The 21,357-nt window shown below is 66.2% G+C and carries 16 protein-coding genes and 1 pseudogene; 6 read left to right on the top strand and 11 right to left on the bottom strand.

Going from position 1 to position 21,357, the window contains the following annotated elements:
* Positions 1-15 precede the first annotated feature (15 nt).
* A complete protein-coding gene (locus ACGFK1_RS11660; protein WP_393428396.1) occupies positions 16-4,290 on the bottom strand; it encodes an Ig-like domain-containing protein in 4,275 nt (1,424 codons plus the stop codon).
* A gap of 989 nt (positions 4,291-5,279) precedes the next feature.
* On the opposite strand from ACGFK1_RS11660, the gene ACGFK1_RS11655 reads away from it, so the two are divergent.
* Positions 5,280-6,797: a hypothetical protein gene (locus ACGFK1_RS11655; protein WP_393428395.1), complete on the top strand. Its 1,518-nt coding sequence runs from the start codon at positions 5,280-5,282 to the stop codon at positions 6,795-6,797.
* A 61-nt stretch (positions 6,798-6,858) separates the two neighbouring features.
* On the opposite strand, the gene ACGFK1_RS11650 is transcribed toward ACGFK1_RS11655, so the two are convergent.
* Positions 6,859-7,743, bottom strand: a complete 885-nt coding sequence (locus ACGFK1_RS11650; RefSeq protein WP_393428495.1) for an LLM class flavin-dependent oxidoreductase — start codon at positions 7,741-7,743, stop codon at positions 6,859-6,861.
* Positions 7,744-7,997: 254 nt separating this feature from the next.
* A pseudogene (locus ACGFK1_RS11645) lies at positions 7,998-9,115 on the bottom strand (TDT family transporter).
* A gap of 93 nt (positions 9,116-9,208) precedes the next feature.
* Here ACGFK1_RS11645 and ACGFK1_RS11640 point away from each other — a divergent pair.
* The 4 genes from ACGFK1_RS11640 (at position 9,209) to ACGFK1_RS11625 (ending at position 13,311) form a co-directional block, all read left to right on the top strand.
* Positions 9,209-10,507 (top strand): sensor histidine kinase, encoded by a 1,299-nt coding sequence (locus tag ACGFK1_RS11640; RefSeq protein ID WP_393428394.1) that lies wholly within the window; start codon positions 9,209-9,211, stop codon positions 10,505-10,507.
* On the top strand, positions 10,495-11,139 hold the full coding sequence (locus ACGFK1_RS11635; protein WP_393428393.1) for a response regulator transcription factor: 645 nt from the start codon (positions 10,495-10,497) through the stop codon (positions 11,137-11,139). The genes ACGFK1_RS11640 and ACGFK1_RS11635 overlap by 13 nt, the downstream gene beginning before the upstream one ends.
* Before the next feature lie 22 nt (positions 11,140-11,161).
* A complete protein-coding gene (locus ACGFK1_RS11630; protein WP_393428392.1) occupies positions 11,162-12,046 on the top strand; it encodes a DUF4097 family beta strand repeat-containing protein in 885 nt (294 codons plus the stop codon).
* A gap of 212 nt (positions 12,047-12,258) precedes the next feature.
* Entirely contained in the window at positions 12,259-13,311 is a 1,053-nt protein-coding gene (locus tag ACGFK1_RS11625; protein ID WP_393428391.1) for a class I SAM-dependent methyltransferase, read from the top strand.
* A gap of 18 nt (positions 13,312-13,329) precedes the next feature.
* Here the strand turns inward: ACGFK1_RS11625 and ACGFK1_RS11620 are convergent, their stop codons facing one another.
* Together ACGFK1_RS11620 and ACGFK1_RS11615 are read right to left on the bottom strand one after the other, a co-directional pair.
* On the bottom strand, positions 13,330-14,343 hold the full coding sequence (locus ACGFK1_RS11620; RefSeq protein WP_393428390.1) for a nitronate monooxygenase: 1,014 nt from the start codon (positions 14,341-14,343) through the stop codon (positions 13,330-13,332).
* Positions 14,344-14,374: 31 nt separating this feature from the next.
* Positions 14,375-14,905, bottom strand: coding sequence for a GNAT family N-acetyltransferase (locus tag ACGFK1_RS11615; protein WP_393428389.1), 531 nt, complete (start codon positions 14,903-14,905; stop codon positions 14,375-14,377).
* Positions 14,906-14,925: 20 nt separating this feature from the next.
* On the opposite strand from ACGFK1_RS11615, the gene ACGFK1_RS11610 reads away from it, so the two are divergent.
* A complete protein-coding gene (locus ACGFK1_RS11610) occupies positions 14,926-15,318 on the top strand; it encodes a VOC family protein (protein ID WP_393428388.1) in 393 nt (130 codons plus the stop codon).
* Positions 15,319-15,633: 315 nt separating this feature from the next.
* On the opposite strand, the gene ACGFK1_RS11605 is transcribed toward ACGFK1_RS11610, so the two are convergent.
* The 6 genes from ACGFK1_RS11605 to cysD form a co-directional block, all read right to left on the bottom strand.
* Entirely contained in the window at positions 15,634-16,134 is a 501-nt protein-coding gene (locus tag ACGFK1_RS11605) for an Rrf2 family transcriptional regulator (RefSeq protein WP_393428387.1), read from the bottom strand.
* A 10-nt stretch (positions 16,135-16,144) separates the two neighbouring features.
* Positions 16,145-16,795 carry a pyridoxamine 5'-phosphate oxidase family protein gene (locus ACGFK1_RS11600; protein WP_393428386.1) on the bottom strand — a complete coding sequence of 217 codons (651 nt, stop codon included), beginning with the start codon at positions 16,793-16,795 and terminating at the stop codon, positions 16,145-16,147.
* 65 nt (positions 16,796-16,860) lie between these two features.
* Positions 16,861-17,457 (bottom strand): cysteine hydrolase family protein, encoded by a 597-nt coding sequence (locus tag ACGFK1_RS11595; RefSeq protein ID WP_393428385.1) that lies wholly within the window; start codon positions 17,455-17,457, stop codon positions 16,861-16,863.
* Between the two features lie 193 nt (positions 17,458-17,650).
* A complete protein-coding gene (locus ACGFK1_RS11590; protein ID WP_393428384.1) occupies positions 17,651-18,382 on the bottom strand; it encodes a 3'(2'),5'-bisphosphate nucleotidase CysQ in 732 nt (243 codons plus the stop codon).
* Positions 18,379-20,232, bottom strand: coding sequence for a sulfate adenylyltransferase subunit CysN (gene cysN / locus ACGFK1_RS11585; protein ID WP_393428383.1), 1,854 nt, complete (start codon positions 20,230-20,232; stop codon positions 18,379-18,381). Before cysN ends, ACGFK1_RS11590 begins: the two co-directional genes overlap by 4 nt.
* Complete coding sequence (gene cysD / locus ACGFK1_RS11580; RefSeq protein ID WP_393428382.1) at positions 20,232-21,155, bottom strand: sulfate adenylyltransferase subunit CysD; 924 nt, start codon at positions 21,153-21,155, stop codon at positions 20,232-20,234. The genes cysN and cysD overlap by 1 nt, the downstream gene beginning before the upstream one ends.
* Between the last annotated feature and the right edge of the window lie 202 nt (positions 21,156-21,357).

Here is a 21,357-nt window from a genome sequence, read left to right as displayed (position 1 = left end):
CAATCCTCATCCGGGCTAGAGTTCGATCCCGCCGCCGTCCGCCAGGAACGCTTCGTTCTCGTCGATCACGGCTTCGATCACGGCCACCGCGAGCTTCGGCGTCCAGTCCTGCCGGTAGACGCCCATCGTGCCTTGAGCCAGATCGAAAGTGGCCAGATCGCGGACGGTGTGAATGTACGCCGGTCCCGCGTAGTCGAGATCACGCCAGGTGCTCAGGAAGTCGTCGATGTAGTTGGCCTGTCCCGCCTCGGTGACCAACAACGACGACATGCCGTACTCGGTGGCCCAGATCTTCTTGTTGCCGTCACCGTAGGCGGCCATCACTTCGTGCATCTGGGATGCCATCAGCAGGGGCGATCCGGCCACCGACCCGCCCTCGGAGAAGAGCGACATCGAATACGGGTGGAAGGACAGGGCGTCGAAGTAGCCTGCGGCGCCTGCTTCGTACATTTCGGTCAGGAACCGCACGGAGTCGATCGCCTGGGTGCCGGAGTCGGGCGCGGCCGCGATGACGCCGCCCACCACAACGGCGTTCGGGTCCGCTGCCTTGATCGCGGTGTATCCCGCCTTCAATAGCGCTGTGTACGCGGCCGGATCGGGGGTCGGTTCCCAGAACCGGTAGTAGTTCGGCTCATTCCACACCTCATACGCCGACACCTTGCCCGCGTAGCGTGTGGCGACCATGCCGGCGAATTCCGCGTACTCCGCCAGGTCGGCCGGTGGGCCACCGAGCGGCGGCGACCCCGGCACCATTGCCCAGTTGGGTGGTGAGTTCAGCACGCCGATCACCGTCATGTCGCGGGTCTTGGCGGAGTTGACCATGCGGTCGACCGCCGACCAGTTCCAGGAGTCGTTGGACGGTTCCACCCCCACCCACGGGATCAGAATCCGGATCGTGTCCACGCCGTCGGCCTTGAGCAGATCGAGCGCACGATCCGTCTGAGCCTGGGTGAACCCGTACATCTCTTGGACATTCATTCCGACCGTGGTGGACCGCTGGTCGATGGCCGAAGCCGACGTCGACGGCGGCGCGATCGTGACGCTCACATCGAACGTCGTGGTCCCGCCGTAGCCATCGTCAGCGGTCACCGTGAACCGATCCATGTCGACTTCCGGAGTGGTCTTCGCGCCCCACCTTGCCTCGACGTTCGGTACATACGTGAACGTCCCACCCGGATCGATCTTCACGACGCCCTTGCTGGGCCCCGTCGCCAGCGAATAGGTCAAGGCGTCGCGTTCCACATCGTCGGCGAGAAGCACTCCCGTCACCTGCCCGATGGCGGTGTTCGGGTCACCGACCGATGCCCGGCCATTGGTAGGAGCCGAGTTGACATGCCCGTAGGGCGTGACGGGCAGAGTCAGCTTCACCGTTGTGGTTCCACCGTATCCGTCCGCCACCGTGATGGTGACCGCGTCCGTCTTCGCGGCGGTGGTGGCGTTGGGTGCCGACGCGGCCTGGCGGGCAGTGTCCGTCGGTGTGTAGGTGAACGATCCGTGCGGCCCGAACACCAACGCTCCCTTGGCAGGAGTGGTCGAACTGAAGGAGAACTGGTCGTTGTTCACGTCGACGGCGGTGACCGTGCCGGTGACTCGGCCACTGTTGAGGTCGGTGAACAGGCCAACGACCGAGGCCCCGGTCGGCGCGTAATTTGTCGGACTCACGGTGACAGTCACCGACACCGGCACGACGCCGCCGTGGCCGTCGTCGATCGTTACCGTGAAGGTGTCAACCTTGTCGGCAACCGTCGCACCGACCTTCGCCGCGGCGTGGCGAGCCTCTGCCGTGGGGGTGTAGGTGAAGGTCGTGGCCGACGTCGTCGACTTGAGCACGACGGTGCCCTTCGCGGGATCACTAACGGTGAAGGTTCGCACGTCGAAGTCTGCGTCTGACGCGGTGACCTTGCCCGTCACCACTCCTGATGTGGCACTGGGTGTTCCGACCGTCAACGTGTACGTGGGCAACTTGTTGGCCGGCAGGATGTCGACGGTGGTGGTCGGCGTGACGACGCCACCTCGGCCGTCGGACCCCGACACCGTGAACGAATCGGTGAGCGCACCCGATGGTGGATTGTCCAAGGCGGCGGAGTGCCGCGCCGTCGCGGTCGGTGTGTAGGTGAACGTGCCGTCTGCCTTGAGCGTGAGCGTGCCTTTGATGGGCTTTGTGATCACGGTGTAGGTGAGCGGATCCCCATCCTGGTCGTTGACCACGACCTTGCCGGTGAGGGTGCCGGTCGACGTGCTCGGCGCGTTGATGATCGGCGTACCGACGGTCGGCGCAGTGTTCGGCGGGACCATCCCCACGACGTACACCTTGTCTGCGTCGTAGTCGGTGACGAACAGCTTCTTGCCGTCGGCGCTGACCGCCACACCCGGTGATACGGACATCGCCGTCGTCGCGGTTCGGGTGGCGACGGTGGTCAGCGGTGAGCCGGTCATAGCGTCGAGGGCGACCACCCGGCCGACCGTGTCGGTGACGAACAGGGTGGTGCCGTCGTTGCTGATGCTCACTGCCGCAGGCACTCCCGAGACGGTGCGACTGGCCACGACGGCGCGCGTCGTGGTGTCGTAGACGGTCACCCTGCCGTCCGCGGAGCTGACATACAACCGCTTGTTGTCCGGACTCACCGCCAAACCCGTCGGGGTACTGGGCAGGTTCGCGATCGTGGTGACGGTGCTCGAGGTGTAGCCGAACACCGCGACGGTACCGCCGCCGGTGGCTTTGTTGCTGATGACGTAGAGCTTCGTCTTGTCGGGGCTGACGGTTATCGCGCTCGGCAGTGAGCCCGCGGGAAGCGTGACGGTCCCGCTTATGGCGTTGGTCGAAGTGGTTATCTTGGTCACCGTGCCGGCGTCGCGGCTGGTGACATACAGCACGCTGCCGCTCGAGTTGAGCGCCATGGCACTGGGTTTGGCGATCGTGAACGTCTTGATGACCGAGGCGGTCTTGGTGTCGACGACGGCGACCGTGTTGTTGTCGAGACTGGAGACGTAGAGCTTCGTGCCGTCAGATTTGATCGCCAGCCCGTCGGGCGTCGGGCCCACCGCGATGGCCCCGATCACGGTGTTGTTGGTGGTGTCGATCACCGTCACCGTGCCGGCGGACCGGTTGGTGACGTAGGCGCGGGTATCGGTGGCAACCACGGCGTGCGCGTCGTCGACGGTGCCGATCTCGGCCTGCTTCGCGAATGGCAGTGGCGTGACCGGAATGTCGACGACGGCGGGCACGCTGTTCGTCCCGTCCGACACTGTGATCGTCATGGGGACGGTGTCGACGCCGGCAGTGACGCCGGCAGTGATCCGCTGCGCCGTCGTCGGCGTGTAGGTGAACTTCGCCGTGGCACTGTCGAACACCAGTGTTCCGGTGGTCGGCGGGGTGGTCAGTGCGTATGCGACCGGCTGCCCCTCCGGATCCTGTCCGACGACTTGACCCGAGATCGCGCCTGTCGTGGAGACCGGCGCGTCGAAGACCACATCGACTGTCGGAGCTTGATTCTCGACAAGAGCGGTGGTGGCGGCGAATGTCGCCGCCTGTGCGGTCACCGGTTCGGACACGCCGATCTGGCGGCGGGCCGCTGCGGCGAATACCCAGGCCAACGGGGACTCGGTCGGAATGCGGGGAATCGCCCCGAGTAACGACGACAGGATCGGTGACACCAGCCTGCTGAGCACCGCGGTGACAGGTGACGGCATTATTTTTGCCGAAACTGGTTGTGGCGCGATTGATGTCATCGCAACGACGGCATTGGCGGCGATATCGCCGGTTACCCTTTCTGTCGCCTCATCGGCCGTCTGCGTCTCGATCTCCACGGCGTGTGAAGCGTTGGTCTGCGCCACCACCCTGCCCGCGGGCGCCGCCGCCTTCTTCTCATCGAGCGAGCGCTTTGGACTCTTCGGTTTCGGCGTCCGCTTCCCGGCGCTGTCAGCGGACGTGTGCGCCCCACCGGAGCTAGCCACCGTGACGCCGGGTGCCACCTCGACAGTCGACGATGACGGCGACTCCTTCTCGACCTGTGCGTCGGTAGGCGGTCGGTCTTTCGGCTTCGATGCGTCCGCACCTACATCGCCGAGGCTCGATCCTTCGGAATTGGCCTCGACTGTTTCCGAGGGTGCGCTCGCCGATGGCGCCTCGCCCTGCTCCGGCTCGGCGCCACCGTCCACCGCAGGACCTGCGGTGGTACTGCAGTCGGTCGGCGCGGCGGAGGCAACTCCTCCGGGTCCGCCGATGGCGAGACCCACCCCGAGCGCAACGGCCAAGGCGCCGATGCGCCCGACATACCTGCTATAGCCCATTTCCCCCACCTGTCTTCGCTGAGCTACTACGAAGAGGTCCAGACCGTAGAACCCGAGCATCCGGACTAGCTTCGGCCCCCCTGATCTGCGGCCGAGCTCAGACTAGTCGCTTGCCAGCGGAAGAAATTGACTTTGGCGAAGTTTTCCCGGAGAAGAGACGTAGCGAGCGAAGGACCGCAAAGTCATGCCCTTTGCTCTGGGAGCTGCCGGCGCAGCTCCTGGCGCCGTGGCCGCACCGGAGGTGGAAGGACCCGTATTGCCATTTGCTGCACTAAGCAGAAGGAGCCGCAATTTCGTTTTGCGGATAGCTGTGGCAGCATTCTTTCGGCGCGACCGTTTTCGGGTTGCTGCCCGGCGCCTAGCCCTGGTAGTCACCGAGCGTGGGGGATAAGTGAATCATTCGCAGAACAAACAATTCAGTGGCGAGGACACGATGTTCGGCGGGACCAGGAAGGCAGCGACCGCCATCATGCTCAGCAGGGCGCGTTTTTGCCCACGGCCGTCGCCCACGGCGTGTCCGACCGATCGCTGAGCCAAGACCCCGGCCCGCGAATTCGGCAAACAGAGCACTGGTGACGGGACCGTGCGCTGTCCCACAAACATGGCCATTACCTCCCCATTCTCTACCTGTTGCGAGTAATCGGGGCGCCGCGAAAATGGCAAATCCCACTGCCGACGAGTTCGTCATGCGGTCACTGGGACTAGTGCGCCTCGTTGCCGAAATAGCAAATTTGCCACCCCAACGGTGTGCTGGCGGCTGCGGACGCGAGACGGTCACACGGGGGTTCTCCATCCTTTGGCGGCGCCTCAGTCCCGCAGCAGAAATGGAACCCTTCGCGCAATTTCAGTTAATTAGCAGCATTGATACTATTTTTTTCTTGAACGTGTCGATAAGACGGCAATTTAGGAACGTCTACAAATTTGCCTGCAATCCATTGAATCCGGAGTAAATTGTTTGCTATCCACTCACCCAGGCAAAGGGGGCTCACATGGAACTGACAGTTCGCCAACACCTTGTCGCCGGGATCGCCGTCGTCGGAGCGACCGCACTCGTCGCGGGCCCGGTCGCACCTACCCCGCCCGACATCCACGTTCCGGCGCCGCCGTCCGTCACGGCGGATCCGCATTTGTTGGGCATCGCCTCCGATGCGGCAGAAGCGCTCGCATTTCTGGTCTCCCAAACCTCGCAGCTGATCGACTTCGGCTTGATCCAGGTGGCCGATGGGGTGACTTTCGGGGCCGCGCAGTTCGCGGACCTGATTGCATTCGGGGCTGACGGCGTGAGCGATCTGACCGGTGCGGCCGCCCAGGCGGGCGTGTACTTCAATGACTCGCTCGCCCAACTCATCGCCTTCGGCGTGAGCCAGACCGCCACGCTGGTGAACTTCGGGATCGCGCAGACAGCGGACGCTGTGGCGTTCGCGGTACAGGGCCTCGCGGGGCTTGCCTCCGCTGGTGCGCAGGCGTTCACAGGGTTGGTGGCGGCCGCGGCCCAGGCCGGCGTTTTCGCAACTACGTCGATCGGCGAACTGGTCACATTCGCGATCGACTCGGTGCTGCCCGCCAACATCGCAGGCGCCATAACGCCTCTCGTCGGGGGGCTCACCGGGCTGGTCAACTTCGGGATAACCCAGACAGCGACCGCGCTCACCGCGGGTGCGCAAGCATTCGACGACCTCGTCGCGGCCGCTGCCACCACCACCGCTGACCTGACAGCAGGGGCGGCGTCCGTCGCGACATTCGCGACCACCCAACTGGCCGATCTGGCCACGTTCGCGGTCACCCAAACCCGAGATCTGGTCGATTTCGGGATCACCCAGACGACTGGCGCCATTTCCTTTGCCGCACAAGGGCTCGCCGGTCTGACCGCAGCGGGCGTCCAGGCCTTCTCGGATCTCATCGGCGCGGTGGCCGATGCCGGGGTATTCGCCAGCACCGCCGTCGCCAATTTCCTGGTCAACATCATCACCGGGGTCGGGGCCGCGTTGCCGTTCGCAGCGACCACTGCCACCGCCAAGGCGGCGGGCCCAGAAGTGGTGCCTGCGGCCGAGTCTCGGCTCGTGCAGGTCAACGTTGACGAGGTTGCCGCCGGCGCTGGTGAGGCAAAGAAGTCCCTGGATCCAACTGCGAAGAAGCAGGTCGGACCCCGATCCTTGGCGGGCAACCGCACAATGGTTGCGGCTGAACAGGATTCCAGCAACGGCGATCCTAGCGCCGCCGGCGTCACCGCATCAGGATCCAGCGCCGAGAAGGACGCCACGGAGCAGGACAAGTCGGGTACAGGCAACGAGACGGCTTCGGTGGGCGTTAAGACCGCGTCCCAATCGGAGGTGAGCAAGCAGGACACCGACAAAGACAAGGGCGCAGTCCACAAGAAGGTTTCGCAGAAGAAGCCGACCAAGAAGGTCTCGGCTGCCACCGCGAAGTCGCAGGACACCGGCAAGGCCGGCGCCTCGTCCGGCACCGGTTCGGACGACGGATCGGGGGGCGGTTCGGAGAAGAACTGACCGCGACCACCAGTCGGGCCCCTCTTCGGCATTCGGGGAGGGGCCCGAAACTTTCAGCACCTCAGCGAAATTCGGTGATCGCCTCGGCGACCCGGCGCACCTGGTCGAGGTCAGAGCTCGTCGGAATGAGGTGCAACTCGTCGGTGCCGATCTCGGCGAACTTGTGCAGGACATCGACAAGATCGTCGTCGTTGCCGGCCCATCCGGTGGTGGGCGCCATCGCGTCGACGACGTGGGTCGGGATCCAGTTCATGTACCGCAGCAGATGGCGGTGCACCTGCGCCCGGGCCTGAGTCACGTCGTCGCCGATGGCGAACCAAAAGGAGGTCGCCAGATGCGGTTTGCCCTTGCCGGCCTGCGCCCATGACTGCCGGGCCACCTCGAAAAGGTCGTTCTGCTTGTCGACGTCGAGGTCCAGCGTGATCCCGGCCAGCCCCTCGGCCCACAAGGCCGCGCTGCGAAGGGTTTTCGGGCCCATCGTGCCGACCAGCAGGTGGGGTCCGCCAGGCTGGATGGTCGGCGGGCCGACCGGGACGACGGACTCAGTGATTTTCTCACCGGCCCAGATCCGTTTCATCACGGCGACGCTGTCGGCCAGTCCGCCGATCGTCTGCGTCGCCGGGTCGGCGCCTACGGCCCTGTAGTCCTCCAACCGTCCACCGACGCCGATCCCGACCGTCAGCCTGCCCGCGCTGAGCATGTCACCGGTCGACAGCTGTTTTGCCAGCATCACCGGGTCGTGCAGTTGAGGGACGACCACCGTCGTCACCAACCGCACCCTCTCGGTCCACGCCGCAAGCGCGCCAAGCAGGGTCAGTGCCTCGGGATTGTCGAAGGCGATGCGCTCACCCCAGCACAACGACGCGAACGGGCCGTTGTCGATGACAGCGGCCCACGCCTTCAGCGTGGCGCCGTCCAGATTTGGTTCCATCACCGGCATGGTCATCCCAATTCGCACGCGGCGATTCTGGCACGGGCCGACCGGCGACTCGCGGCAACCCGAAGTAGTCAGGCTTGCGCGGATCGGGTTGCGGCAGCGCCTACCGATACGACCGGTTATCCAGTCCGGGCCACCAACCACCGACAGTTGCGAAGCGCGCGCGGCCCCGTGAGCCGGTCAGCGAGCGAGTCGTCGAAAGGCACCGTCGGGTCGGGCTGATTCGATCGCCCTATCAGAGGTTCGGTTGCCACCGGCCCATGCTAAGCGGGCGGGTCCTTCCTGGCCTTGATCGGTTCCGGCGACGGCGGCGCAAAGATGTTGCCCCGCACCCCACCTCGGAATGTCCGCACCGCCACCAGACACCAGGTGCTCAACAGCCCGAGGTAGGCGATGACCGCGGCGACGCGGAACGACGGCAGACCAGTGTGCGCAGCCAGTTGTGTGGTGCCGGTGACAAAGGTGCCCACCGGAACGTCAGACTCCACCATGTCAGCGCAAAGGGCATCCCTCGGCGAAAGGTGCGGATTGTCAGCGCGGTGGCCATTGCGATCCACAGCACCGCGAAACCCCACACCGGAACGCCGTACAGGATCGCGAAGACAGCCATGCCGCCCGCCAACGCAGGATCGACAGCCAGCGCGGCGTTGGCACCGAGAAGCCCTGCCGCCGTTATGGATTGGCCGAGCGGTCCGAGCACGATCCACAGCGTCGGCACGCGCGCGGTTCCCGAGGTGCCGTAGTGCGCGAGGCGACTCCAGACCATCGTGATGATGATGAGCGACGCGACAAGCGACAGCCCGAACATTGCGCAACAGCCGTAGAGCATGGTTTGCCTGCCGGTGCCCGGGGCCATGTGTGGGATCAGCAGCGCACCCGTGGCCGCCGACACCATCGGCGGTACCACCGGCATCAGCCAGCCACCGAACGCGGCGTCCGGTTCGACACGGTACTGGGTGAACATCAAGTACGGGATGCTGATCGCGGTGAACAGACCGCCGAGGGTGCCTGCTGTCCACAGCACCCAGTCCAGATCGACGGCCGCCCGGTCGCCGATGAGATCCCGGCCGACGAGCGTCGACCCGGCGCCGACGGTGAGCAACGCCATCGGCGCCGCGCCGTAGAAGTGGCCCATCTGCGCGTTGTAGGCGTGGCTGCGTGCCACGGTCGGATGCCGTAACCAATGCGCCGCCACCGCGACGATCAGCATCACCAGCCACACCGTGGTCGCCACCCACACCGCTTCGGCGAATGCGCGCAGGCCCGGAATGTGGACGGGCAGCGTCGCACCCGCCGTGGCCACGATGCCGCTGCCCATCACCGATGCGAACCAGTTGGGGCCCAGAAAACCGAGTCGTTGCTGTCGGTCCGTCATCGCCATCGCGTCATCATCGCGCCTACGGGGGTTTTCCCCCGGCAGGATCTCGGGAAAACGTTGTGTCGTCGGGCGCTTGCGGTCCATAGGTTGAGAGGCATGGTCGCACTCACCGACACGACTTCACGCACCACCTCGGCGCCCCGTGCCGTCGACGGCCCCTGGCGCAACATCGGCGTGGTGCCGACCGCCTCGTTGCTCACAGGGGCGGCGGTGGCGACGGTCTGGTTCTGGATTCCCTTGGCGATCCTGATCATTGGCATCTCGTCGATTCCCAGCGGTATCGGGTTCGCGTTGTCCGCCGTGGTATTCATCTATGTGATGCGCGGCGTCGAACACGTCGAACGGCTACGCAGCGAGGCGGTATTCGGCCTCGGCATCGGCGTTCCGCCACGGCGAATGTCGCCGTATGCCGGTTTCCAGCGGTGGCTGCATCAGCTGTGGCTGGACGTCAGCAGCGCCCGATTCTGGAAAGCCACCGCCCACCACTACCTGCGGATGACCTACGACATGCTGGCCGCGGGTATCGCGGCCGCACTGCTGGTCTTCGCATTCCTTGGCCCAGCCGCCGCGATCGCGATCCGGCACAGCGACGACGATGCGGGGTTGGCATTCGTGTCACCGCCGCTGGCCTACCTGCTGGCGTTCGTCGCGATCGTCGCGGCCGCGGCCATCGTGATCTTCGCGCCTGCCGTCGACGCCGTCATCGACCGCTGGCTCCTGTGCCCGTCCCCGACTGCCGCGCTGCAACACCAGGTCAGCGCGCTCGCGGAGGCACGTCAGGGCGCGGTGTCGTCGGCGCAGACCGAGCGCCACCGGATCGAGCGCGATCTGCACGACAGCGTGCAGCCCCGACTGGTGTCGCTGGCCATGACCATCGGGCTGGCGCAGACCAAACTGGACAGCGATCTGCCTGCGGCCAAGCAACTGATCGCCGAGGCCCACGACGATGCCAAGAGCGCGCTGGTCGAGTTGCGCAACGTGGTCCGCGGCATCGCGCCGACAATCCTGTCCGATCGCGGGTTGGACGCTGCGCTGTCAGCGGTGGTGCAGCGCGCGGCGGTACCGACAACGCTCAACGTCTACCTGCCACGAAGGCTGCCCGACGAAGTCGAATCGGTCGCCTACTTCGTGGTTGCCGAGACGCTGACCAATGTCGCCAAACACGCCGACGCCGCACAGGCCGTGGTCACCGTGCGACTCGACGACACTGCCAACCAGCTTTACGTCTCGGTGTTCGACGACGGCCGCGGCGGGGCGGCGATCACCACCGACGAGAACGCGACCGGCCTGCGCGGGCTTGCGGACCGGGTGCGGGCCGCGCACGGCACCTTCAGCGTGTCCAGCCCGGCCACTGGGCCGACCATCGTCACGGCGGTGCTGCCATGCGCGTCGTGATCGCAGAGGATTCGGCGCTGTTGCGGGCGGGCATCGAGCGAATCCTGATGGACGCCGGCCACGACGTGGTCGCGGGGGTGCCCGATGCGACCAACCTGCTTCGGCTAGTCAACGAGAAGCGACCCGACCTCGCGATCGTCGACGTGCGGATGCCGCCGACCTTCACCGACGAGGGCATCCGCGCCGCGGCGCTGCTGCGCAGCCAGAATCCGGAGTCGCCGGTGCTGGTGCTGTCGCACTACGTCGAGGAACGCTACGCGGCGGACCTGATCGCCTCGGATACAAAGGGATTCGGCTACCTGCTCAAGGACCGCGTCGCCGATGTGCCTGCGTTCCTCGATGCGGTCGAGGTGGTCGGGGGCGGCGGCACCGTGTTGGATCCCGAAGTCGTGTCGCAGATTCTGGTCCGTTCGCACCGCCGCAGCGCGCTCGATGAACTGACGCCGCGCGAGCGCGAGGTGCTGCAACTCATGGCAGAAGGTAAGACGAATTCCGCGATCGCCTCGGCGTTGTTCTTGTCGGTCGGCTCCGCGGAGAAGCACATCGCGTCGATTTTTTCGAAGTTGGAACTGGCGCCCGACGAAAGCGAGAACCGCCGTGTGCTGGCGGTGTTGCGCTACCTCGAATCCTGAACTGCTGAGAGGTCTTTGACTGATGACTACCATCGCTCCCCCACCACCGGCACCGACCAACGCACCGCCTCCGCTCTCCCCCGGCGGGCGAACCGCGTTCCGAGTCGCGCTCATCGCTGTCGCGGCGGTGCTGGTGGTGGGGACCCTTGCCTCGCTCGGCGCGGCAGCATGGGGTATCGCCAGTTTCCGTGTCATCACCGACAGTAGGGCGCTGCCCGCCGGTATGCGGTCGGTGGTGGTGGACACCGGTTCCGTGCCGATCGCCATCCGCATCACCACCGACCGCGAGGCACGTGAGCCGCGTGCGGATCTGCGGATGGTCAACTCCGTCCGCGCGGGCGCGAACCCGTTGGTGGTCGATGCCGACTCTGCAGACGCCCGGGTGACGATCAACGGCGAGTCGTCGACGTTCCTGGACCTCGGCCGCGCGGGTGAGATCAATCTGGTGCTGCCGCCCGACCTCGCCCGCAGACTGACGGTCACCGCTAGGCAGGACACCGGTGTGGTGTTGGCACAGGCCGATATCGACCAGTTGATCGCCCACACCGAAACCGGCGCGGTGGTCCTCAGAGGGTCGGCGCGACGGGTAGAGATTCACAACGTCGACGGTGAAGTGGTGACCCGCGACCCGATCAAGGTGACCGAATCATTCACCGCCAGCACCGAAACCGGCGATATCAACGTCGACTTCGCCGAGGTGGCACCGCGCGCCGTCGAAGCGCGCAGCCAGGACGGCGACGTCACCGTCGCCCTGCCCGCACGCGGTCCGTACCTGGTGAACGCCACCACCGGCGACGGTTCCACGTCGGTGCGGGTGCCGCAGACTTCCAACCGCGACAACGCTTCCGCCGCCGTGACGGCTCGCTCGGAAACCGGCGACGTCGTCATCGACACTGGCCGAACGTGAGCTTGTGCTCGAAATCTCGCCGATTGTTCGCACCCAAGCTCACGTTGGGCTAGGTCAACGATAGCGAGCGTCTCACCCGGAAGATTGCAGTCGAGGCGGTGGAGGAAAGCCACCTCATGACCCTGTGTGCAGAATCGCGCTTGCTTCGACATCGACGGCCAGAGCGGAGGCCTAGACTCGATGCGTCGTCGTGGCACGGGGGCGTGATTGCAATGACAATTGATGAAGCAAAGCTGAACGAATTCCTGGGCAAGGCCGTCGCCGATCTCGGTGCCGCAGTCAGCGCGACACTCGTCCTGGTGGGAGATCGCCTGGGCCTGTACCGCGCGTTGGCGGCCGAGTCGCTGACGTCGGAGGAGTTGGCCGCACAGACGGGGACCAACGAGCGCTACGTCCGGGAGTGGCTCGGCAACCAAGGTGCCGCCGGCTATGTCGAATTCGACCCGGACACGGATAAGTGGTCGATGTCGGCGGAACAAGCGGCATGTCTGGCCGATCCCAGCGGTCCGGTCGACGTGCCGGGTGCCTACAACATCGTCGAGGCGATGTTCTACGCGCTCGGCCGCACCGTCGACCACTTCAAGACAGGCGAGGGCATGGAGTGGGGTGAACACCATCCCTGCTTGTTCGTCGGCACCGAACGCTTCTTCCGGGCCGGCTACAACGCGAACCTCCTGGAGTCGTGGCTGCCCGCACTCGACGGCGCGGTACAGCGCCTACAGTCGGGCGGCACGGTTGCCGATGTCGGCTGTGGTCACGGCGCGAGCACGGTGCTGATGGCCAAGGCCTATCCGAATTCGACGTTCATTGGTTACGACTACCACCCGGACTCCGTTCAGGTGGCGACCAACCGTGCCGCGGCGGCCGGCGTGGACAACGCGACGTTCGAGGTGGCTGACGCCGTGAGCTACCCGGGCAAGGATCTCGATCTGATCGCGTTCTTCGACTGCCTGCATGACATGGCTGATCCCGTTGGCGCCGCACGGCATGCGCGCGATGCGCTCAGCGACGACGGCATGGCCATGATCGTGGAGCCATTTGCAAATGATCGGGTGCAGGACAACCTCAACCCGGTCGGCAGGGTGATGTACGGGGCGTCGTCACAGATTTGTGTGCCGGTGTCGCTGGCGCGCAACGGTCCGGCGCTCGGAGCGCAGGCGGGCGAGAGACGACTGCGCGAGGTGGTCGTCGACGGAGCCGGCTTCACGCGGTTCCGGCGCGCCACGGAGACGCCGTTCAACATCGTCTACGAAGCGCGCCCGTAGATCTGCAGTGGCGCCGTGCTAGGTCAACGAGCGGATGATCTCGGCGACCTTGCCGGTCTTCGCCTTTCGATATCCGGTGCCGGCCCATACGTTGACAGCCTCCGGGTCACCCGCGCGCACGGAAGCGGCGCGCAGCGGGCTGGTCAGCCAGTGGATCTCCGGATAGCCGAATGTCGCCTGCGCCTCGTGCTCGTCGACAAACCGGTTGCGCAGGCCACGCGCGTAGCGACCCGAAAAAGCGCGCGTGACGACGGTTTCGGTGAATCGCGGATTCACAAGCGCGGCGCGGTGCACGGCACTGCTCCCCGATTCGTCCGACAGCAGAAAGGCCGTGCCGAGTTGAGCGGCGACCGCGCCCGCAGCCAACACCCGTGCAATGTCCTCGGCCGTCATCAGTCCCCCCGCAGCGGCGACCGGAACGTCCACGGCGGCTGTGATCTCGGCAAGCAGTTCATCGAGGGGCTGGGTGGCGGGCTGCGCGCCGGGGTCGAAGGTGCCGCGATGCCCACCGGCGGCCGGGCCTTGCGCCGCGATGGCGTCGACGCCTCGCTCCGCGGCGGTCCGCGCCTCCGCGACGGTGGTGACGGTGCCGACCACCGCGATGCCCGCCTCCCGCAACCGACGGCACTCGTCGGCACTGGGCGCACCGAAGGTGAACGACGCGACGTCGGGCCGCACATCCAGCAGCACCTCGATCTTGGCCGCCCAGTGGTCGTCGTCGAAGCGCGGCTCACCGAGCTGCGCACCGTAGCGCTCCGCCTCACCCGCAAGCGCCTCGGCGTACCGGGCGATGTCCTCGCGGCTGCCCGCACTCGGTTGGGGGGCAAACAGGTTCGCGCCAATGGGTCCCGATGTCAGGTTGCGGGCCGCGGCCAGTCGCTCGGCGAACGCCTCGGGCGTCAGGTAGCCGGCCGCGACGAAGCCGAGGCCACCGGCATTGGTACCTGCCGCGGCGAGTTCTGGCGTCGAGGGTCCGCCTGCCATCGGTGCGACGAGGATCGGAACGGAAAGATCGCGAAAGTCGAACGCCATCGATCCTTCGTACCACCCCGTGCGCGGTTTACTACCGCAGGGCCTTGCCGAACAGCAGGCAATCCTGCGGCTCCGGGCCGATGTTCGGCAACACGGCATAGCGGGCCATCCGGCCTTCGAGGGTCAGTCCGCTGCGTCGCAGCAATGCTGCCGACCCGGCGTTGTCGACATGGCAGTGCGCCGTGATCCGGTAGACGGAGGGGTCGCGCTTGGCTTTGTCGATGAGCAACTGCACGACTTCGGACATCAGCCCCTGTCGCCACCACGGGCGGCCGAGGAAATACCCGAAGTCGACGATGTGCGGCTGCGGCCTGCGCCAACCGCACACCCCGATCGGACCGTCGCCGTCGCGCGGTTCGATGACCCAGGTCGTCTCGCCGCCGACGTTGAAGATCTCGGTGATCACCCGCCGCGTCTCGCTGACATCGTCGTGTCTGCGCCATGACATGTACCGCGAAACTTCCGGGTCGGATACAACGCGCTCGAACAGCGGCTCGGCGTCGTCGATCGTCGGTGCACGCAGCCTCACCCGTGGCCCGATGAGGGTCTCGACTTCCGACATGAGTTCTATCCTTAAGTGGTATGGCAATCACCTTCAACCACACCATCGTCGCCGCGAAAGACCGCGAGGAATCGGCCAGCTTCTTCACCGAGTTGTTCGGGCTGCCCAGCGCCAAGGAATTCGGCCCGTTCCTGGCTGTCGAGCTCAACCACGGCGTGAGCCTCGACTACGCACAGGTGGGCCAGGACGAGGACATCCGCCCGCAGCATTACGCGTTCTTGGTCTCCGAGGACGAGTTCGACGCCATCTACGGCCGCATCCGCGAGCGCGGAATGCAGCACTGGGCGGATCCGCACGGCAGCAGGCCCGGCGAGATCAACCACAACGACGGCGGCCGTGGGGTGTACTTCCAAGACCCCGGCGGCCACTACCTGGAAATCCTCACCCGGCCCTACGGTTCGGGCGCCGGCTGACCCGCGACGCCAGCACGGCCACGCGGCGGCCACGGACGAGGGGGCCTCCGCCGCCGTGAGTCCAGCCGACATCGGTGACGATCAGGCGTAATCCGCGACCGTTACGGAACGCGGGTACAAATGGGTTCGGAGCGCGGCTGGCAGCGAGTGAGCACGCCCTTGCGGCATTCGCACGGTCGAATGACCGCCTGCGACATAGCATTTCGGCGCTCACCGCCGCCGCTGAGGCGCCGGGGCCGATGCCGCCGCACATCGCGTCACTGTCGACGGTGGCATTTCGGCGGCATCGCGACCCGCAGGCCGCGCACGGGGGCGTCAGGCGAGGTGATGTTCTGACGGCTCGGCGGTCGTGTGACCGCGCTGTTCCTCCTGGCCGAGGTAATCGCCCGCCATCTTCGCGACGTGGTCGGGCAGCGTTCCCGACGCGACGTCGGCGAGGCTGGTTTCTTCGAGCACCGATCGCATGCTGGCCCGCAGCGCGCGCCACACATCGGTCAGCGCGGCGGTCGGCCCCGAGTACGGCAGATCACCGAGGCCGATATCCCGCACACTGGCCAGCGGCCCGTCGATGCAGCGCAACACGTCGGCGATGCTGATGTCGTCGGCCGCCCTGGCCAGCTCGTAGCCGCCGTCGCGGCCGCGGTGGCTGCGGACCAGCCGGTCGGTGCGCAGCTCGGACAGGATGTCGACGAGAAACTGCGGCGGGATGCCCTGGGCCTTGGCCAGGTCGTCGGTCTTCACCAGCACACCGCCGTCGACGGTCGCGAGCTGGACCATGGCCCGGACGGCGTACTCCGCCTTGGCCGACATCCGCATGTTGGCCAGGTTAGTCGGGATTGCTCAACGCGCGCACCGACGCGGGCGTCGGCGTGCCTGGCAGGTTGTCGGGGGCGGGCAGCGGCGTCCCGTAGCTGACCGTCATCGGCACCACCCCCGCCCAGACGCCCGAGGCGATGTCCTCCTGCGGGTCCTCCGGCCAGCCCGCGCTGACTTTCAGCGACCAGTTCGTCTCACCGATCGCCAGCCGCAAGGCCTGCGTTGCCGCGAGCTCCTTGCGGTTGCTTGCGCGCAATTCGGCGACCCGGCCTGGGATGAAGGAGTCGACGAGCGCATCCAGGTACCGCACCTTGTCGTCACCGTCGATCACCTCGAACACACCGAAGATCGCGGCGCTGCGGTAGCGGAACGACGATTCGAATCCGCTGCGCGCCACCATCACTGCGTCCAAGGTGGTGACGGAGACCGCCGCCGAGGCGCCCGCCGCCAACGCACGCAGCCACGGTGAACCGGTGGATCCGTGGATGACCAGCTCGTCACCGAGGCGGGCGAAGCCCGTCGGGAACACCACGGGATGTCCGTCGCGTACCAGTGCGACGGTCGCCAGCGGTGTGCTGTCGAGGAGTTCGTCGAGCCGCTCGCGCGACGTGTCCTGCTTCTCGCGGAGCCGGGTGACCTGGGTCGAGGGCGTGGCCGACATGCCCGTAAGGCTAGACGGACGACGATCAAGCGGCCTCGGCCGCGTTGAGAAGTCCGACAATGGGCCTAGTCGGGGATGTCGTCGGCGCCGGGCACGACGACCGCGAAGAGATCAGCCATCGCGGCGAGGCTGGCGGCCTGCATGGTCTCGGCTGAGACGGTGGCGTCACCGAGTCCTGGCAACGCCCGGGTTGCCGTCGCGGCCGCGACGACCGTCGGCGCGTAGCCCAGGTTGAACGCGCCGCGCGCGGTCGAGTTCACGCACATGTGCGTCATGAAGCCGGCCAGAACGAGATTCGTGGCGTTGGAGGTCTTCAACACCTGGTCGAGATCGGTCTGCACGAACGAGTTCGGATAGTTCTTCACCACCACCTGCTCGCCGTTGTGCGGAGCGACCCGCGACACGATCGCGCCGCTCTCCCCCTCGATGTCGTAAAGCGAGCCGGGGCCGTCGTCGTGCTGGACGTGGATGATCGGAATACCCCCTGAGCGCGCGCGGTCGAGCAGGGCGGCGACCTCGTCGAGCGCCTGCTGCACGCCCTCGAGTTCCATCACGCCGCGCGTGTACGTGTTCTGGCAGTCGATCAAAATCAGTGTCGACTCGGAAAGGCTGACCGGCCGCTGCGGCAGATCAGCGAGGACGCGCAGGGTGGGATTGCTCACTCGCCGAGCCTACTGCGGTCATACCAATGCGGTCGCGAGGAGTGGAGGCACCGCGAACCGCACCGATCCGCGGCGGGGGCCTGAGTTCATCTGTCGATCGTGCGCGCCCGCCGCGTGTCCGGGATGTTTCGATTGCGAACTTCACCGCCGGCCTCAGCGGTGGGACGATGTGCGTGGGCACGCACCGGCCAACTCAGCCAGCGGTGATCGCCAGCACCGCGTCGGCGAACTCGGGACGACACACCACAAGGTCCGGCAGCAGCGGGTCGGGCCGGTTGTAGACCAGCGGCGCACCATCGATGCGCGACGTGTGCAGGCCCGCCGCGCGGGCCACCGCAACCGGCGCCGCGGAGTCCCACTCGTACTGACCGCCGGCATGTACGTAGATGTCGGAGATGCCCTGCACGACGGACGCGACCTTAGCGCCTGCCGAGCCCATTTCGACCAGCGTGCCATCCAGGGCATCCCGCACGGCGAGCGCAACCGCCGGGGGCCGCGTGCGAGACACCACGATCCGCGGCTTGCCGGCGGTGGCCGGTGGCGGGGCGACCGTCGGCGTGGCCAACGTAATACGTTGCGCCGGAAGGGCAACTGCACCGGCGACGAGTCCCCCTGCCTGCCACAGCGCGACGTGCACCGCCCAGTCGTCACGGCCCGGCTCGGAGAACTCCCTGGTGCCGTCGAGCGGGTCGACGATCCACACCCGCTCGGCGGACAGCCGCACCGGGTCGTCGGCACCCTCCTCGGACAACACCGCGTCACCGGGCCGCTGGGTCGCCAAGGCCGCCATCAAGAAATCGTGAGAGCGCTTGTCACCCGCTGCCTTCCGTTCCGCTTCCGTAGCGTCCGCCAATTCGGCACGGACGTCGAGCAGCAGCACACCCGCCTCGGCAGCCAGCTGTGCGGCGAGCTCGTGGTCGCTCACCGCTTGCTTTCCAGCAGCTCGATCACAAGGTCGGCGAGTTCCTCGGTGGTGCGGTCGGGCGTCAGCCGCAGATCGGGCTTCTTCGGGCGCTGGTACGGGCTGTCAATACCGGTGAAGTGGGTGATCTCACCGGCTCTGGCCTTGGCGTACAACCCCTTCGGATCACGGCGTTCGCAGTCCTCGAGCGGGGTGTCGCAGAACACCTCGAAGAACTCGAGCCCGGCTTCTGTGGTCACCTTGCGTGCCAACGCGCGGTGTTCCTCCAGCGGGCTGATCGCCGGGACGAGCACCACCTGGCCCGAGTCGGCGAGGATCGCCGCAATGTGCGCCAGCCTGCGTTGATTCTCGGCGCGGTCGGCCATCGAGAAGCCCAGATCGGCGTTCAGGCCATGCCGCAAATTGTCGCCGTCGAGAACGTAAGCCGGAGTGCCCTTTTCGAGCAACTTCTGCTCGACAAGCATGGCCACAGACGACTTGCCCGAGCCGGACAGGCCGGTGAACCACACGGTGCGGCCCTTGGACAGCCGGTCCTCGGAGGTGCACAGCGATTCGTGACGAACAGTGTTCGGGCTCGCGGTGCGCGCGGTCACATAGGGCAGGATCATGCCCGCCGCGACGGTGCCGTTGGTGTTGGGGTCGATCAAAATGAACGAACCGGTCGCCGAGTTGCGGCTGTACTCGTCGAGCAGCAGCGGTACCTGTGTGCGTAGCGAGATGCGGCCCAACTCATTGAGTTTCAACGCGGTCGCCGACTTGTCGCGGTGCAGGGTGTTGACGTCGAGGCGGTAGTCGAGCGCGGTCACCCTGACCCGCGTGGTCCTGGTCGTGTGCTTAATGATGTAGTCGCGGCCGGGTTCGAGCGATGACCCGTCGGCCATCCAGCACACCGTCGCGTCGAACTCCTGGGCCACCCTCGGCTGGTTGTTCGGCCGTGCGATCAGGTCACCCCTGGAGATGTCGATGTCGTCGGCGAGGCTGATCGACACCGCCATCGGCGGGAAGGCTTCCTGCACAGGACCGCTCGGCCCCTCGATCGCCGTGATGCGACTGGTTTTGCCGCCGGGCAGCACCACGACCTCGTCGCCGGGGCGCATCACCCCGCTGGCGACGGTGCCCGCGTAGCTGCGGTGGTCCAGATGATCGTGGGTCTGCGGCCGGATCACGTACTGCACCGGGAACCGCACGTCGACGAGGTTGCGATCGCCGGCGATGTACACCTCTTCGAGATGCGACAGCAGCGACGGACCGTCGTACCAGGGTGTGTTGCTCGACTTGGTCACCACATTGTCGCCCTGCAGTGCCGACAACGGGATGGTCGTCACGTCATGGATGTCGAGGCGGGCCGCGAATTCGTGAAAGTCATCGCGGATCTTTTCGAATCGCTCACGGTCCCAACCGATCAGATCCATCTTGTTGACCGCGAGCACGATGTGCCGGATGCCGAGCAACGACGCCAGGAACGCATGACGGCGTGACTGCTCCAGCAGCCCGTGTCTGGCGTCGACCAACACGATGGCCAGCTGCGCGGTCGACGTCCCGGTGACCATGTTGCGGGTGTACTGGATGTGCCCGGGAGTGTCGGCGATGATGAATTTCCGCTTGGCCGTTGCGAAGTAGCGGTATGCGACGTCGATCGTGATGCCCTGTTCCCGCTCGGCGCGCAAGCCGTCGGTGACCAGCGCCAGGTCCGTGTAGTCGTGCCCACGCTCCTTGGACGTGCGCTCGACGGCGGCCAGCTGGTCCTCCATGACGGCCTTGGAGTCGAACAGCAGCCTGCCGATCAGCGTGGACTTGCCGTCGTCGACCGAACCCGCGGTCGCGATGCGAAGAAGTGTCGAAGCTGAAGCCATCAGAAATAACCCTCGCGCTTCCGGTCTTCCATCCCGGCCTCGGAGATCCGGTCGTCGGCGCGGGTGGCACCGCGCTCGGTCAACCGGGACACGGCCGTCTCGGCGATCACCTCGGACACGGTGCCTGCCAACGACTCGACGCATCCGGTGCAGGTGACGTCGCCGACGGTGCGGAACCGGACGGTTTTCGTGACGACCTCTTCGTCCTTGCGGGGCTGCATGTACTTGTGCACGGCGAGCAGCATTCCGTCGCGCTCGAACACCTTGCGTTCGTGCGCGTAGTAGATCGACGGCAGCTTGATCTTCTCGGCGCCGATGTAGGACCAGATGTCGAACTCCGTCCAGTTCGACAGCGGGAAGACCCGGATGTGCTCGCCCTTGCGGTGCCGACCGTTGTAGAGGTTCCACAGTTCGGGCCGCTGACTCTTCGGATCCCACTGCCCGAACTCGTCGCGGAAGCTGAACACGCGCTCCTTGGCGCGGGCCTTCTCTTCGTCACGGCGCGCGCCACCGAAGGCGGCGTCGAACTTGTTCTCCCGGATGGCGCGCAGCAACGTGAAGGTCTGCATCGGGTTGCGCGACGGGATCGTCTCGACCACCCGTCCGGCGTCGATGTCGTCCTGCACCTTGGCCACCACCAGGCGCACGCCCGACTCCGCGACGAGTTCGTCGCGGGTGGCCAGCACCTCGTCGAAGTTGTGGCCGGTGTCGACGTGCATCACCGGGAACGGCAGGCGTCCCGGCGCGAACGCCTTGATCGCCAGATGCAGCATGACGATGGAGTCTTTGCCGCCGGAGAACAGCAGCACCGGCCGCTCGAACTCCGCGGCCACCTCCCGAATGATGTGGATGGCCTCGGCCTCCAGCGAGCGCAGATGGCTCAGCTCGTAGCGGCCCGCGTTGAGTTCCTGAGCGGCAGTCATGGCATCCTCGTAAAGTTGGTAGAGATGACCAGAATTATCTGCATAACCGACTATGAAACCAGCCCGGGCCAGCGATGTCAATGCGACAAGATCACGGCGGAGTCGCCTCGAACAGGGTGCGCCGGGCCATCAGTGCGTCGGCGCACGTCCCTGTTCCGCTCTTCGGAACAGGAATTTGTTGGGGGACAGATTGTCGCGTATT

The sequence above is a fragment of the Mycobacterium sp. NPDC048908 genome, from assembly GCF_043197955.1.
In the GTDB taxonomy this organism is placed as follows: Bacteria; Actinomycetota; Actinomycetes; order Mycobacteriales; family Mycobacteriaceae; genus Mycobacterium.
The sequence above is the reverse complement of the archived record's forward strand: the minus strand, read 5'-3'. Positions and strand labels throughout refer to the sequence as shown.

Excerpts from the sequence above, each read along its gene's own strand:
- ACGFK1_RS11660 (WP_393428396.1), bottom strand. The coding sequence starts at position 4,290 with ATGGGCTATAGCAGGTATGTCGGGCGCATCGGCGCCTTGGCCGTTGCG.
- ACGFK1_RS11655 (WP_393428395.1), top strand. The coding sequence starts at position 5,280 with ATGGAACTGACAGTTCGCCAACACCTTGTCGCCGGGATCGCCGTCGTC.
- ACGFK1_RS11650 (WP_393428495.1), bottom strand. The coding sequence starts at position 7,743 with ATGACCATGCCGGTGATGGAACCAAATCTGGACGGCGCCACGCTGAAG.
- ACGFK1_RS11640 (WP_393428394.1), top strand. The coding sequence starts at position 9,209 with ATGGTCGCACTCACCGACACGACTTCACGCACCACCTCGGCGCCCCGT.
- ACGFK1_RS11635 (WP_393428393.1), top strand. The coding sequence starts at position 10,495 with ATGCGCGTCGTGATCGCAGAGGATTCGGCGCTGTTGCGGGCGGGCATC.
- ACGFK1_RS11630 (WP_393428392.1), top strand. The coding sequence starts at position 11,162 with ATGACTACCATCGCTCCCCCACCACCGGCACCGACCAACGCACCGCCT.
- ACGFK1_RS11625 (WP_393428391.1), top strand. The coding sequence starts at position 12,259 with ATGACAATTGATGAAGCAAAGCTGAACGAATTCCTGGGCAAGGCCGTC.
- ACGFK1_RS11620 (WP_393428390.1), bottom strand. The coding sequence starts at position 14,343 with ATGGCGTTCGACTTTCGCGATCTTTCCGTTCCGATCCTCGTCGCACCG.
- ACGFK1_RS11615 (WP_393428389.1), bottom strand. The coding sequence starts at position 14,905 with ATGTCGGAAGTCGAGACCCTCATCGGGCCACGGGTGAGGCTGCGTGCA.
- ACGFK1_RS11610 (WP_393428388.1), top strand. The coding sequence starts at position 14,926 with ATGGCAATCACCTTCAACCACACCATCGTCGCCGCGAAAGACCGCGAG.
- ACGFK1_RS11605 (WP_393428387.1), bottom strand. The coding sequence starts at position 16,134 with ATGCGGATGTCGGCCAAGGCGGAGTACGCCGTCCGGGCCATGGTCCAG.
- ACGFK1_RS11600 (WP_393428386.1), bottom strand. The coding sequence starts at position 16,795 with ATGTCGGCCACGCCCTCGACCCAGGTCACCCGGCTCCGCGAGAAGCAG.
- cysN (WP_393428383.1), bottom strand. The coding sequence starts at position 20,232 with ATGGCTTCAGCTTCGACACTTCTTCGCATCGCGACCGCGGGTTCGGTC.
- cysD (WP_393428382.1), bottom strand. The coding sequence starts at position 21,155 with ATGACTGCCGCTCAGGAACTCAACGCGGGCCGCTACGAGCTGAGCCAT.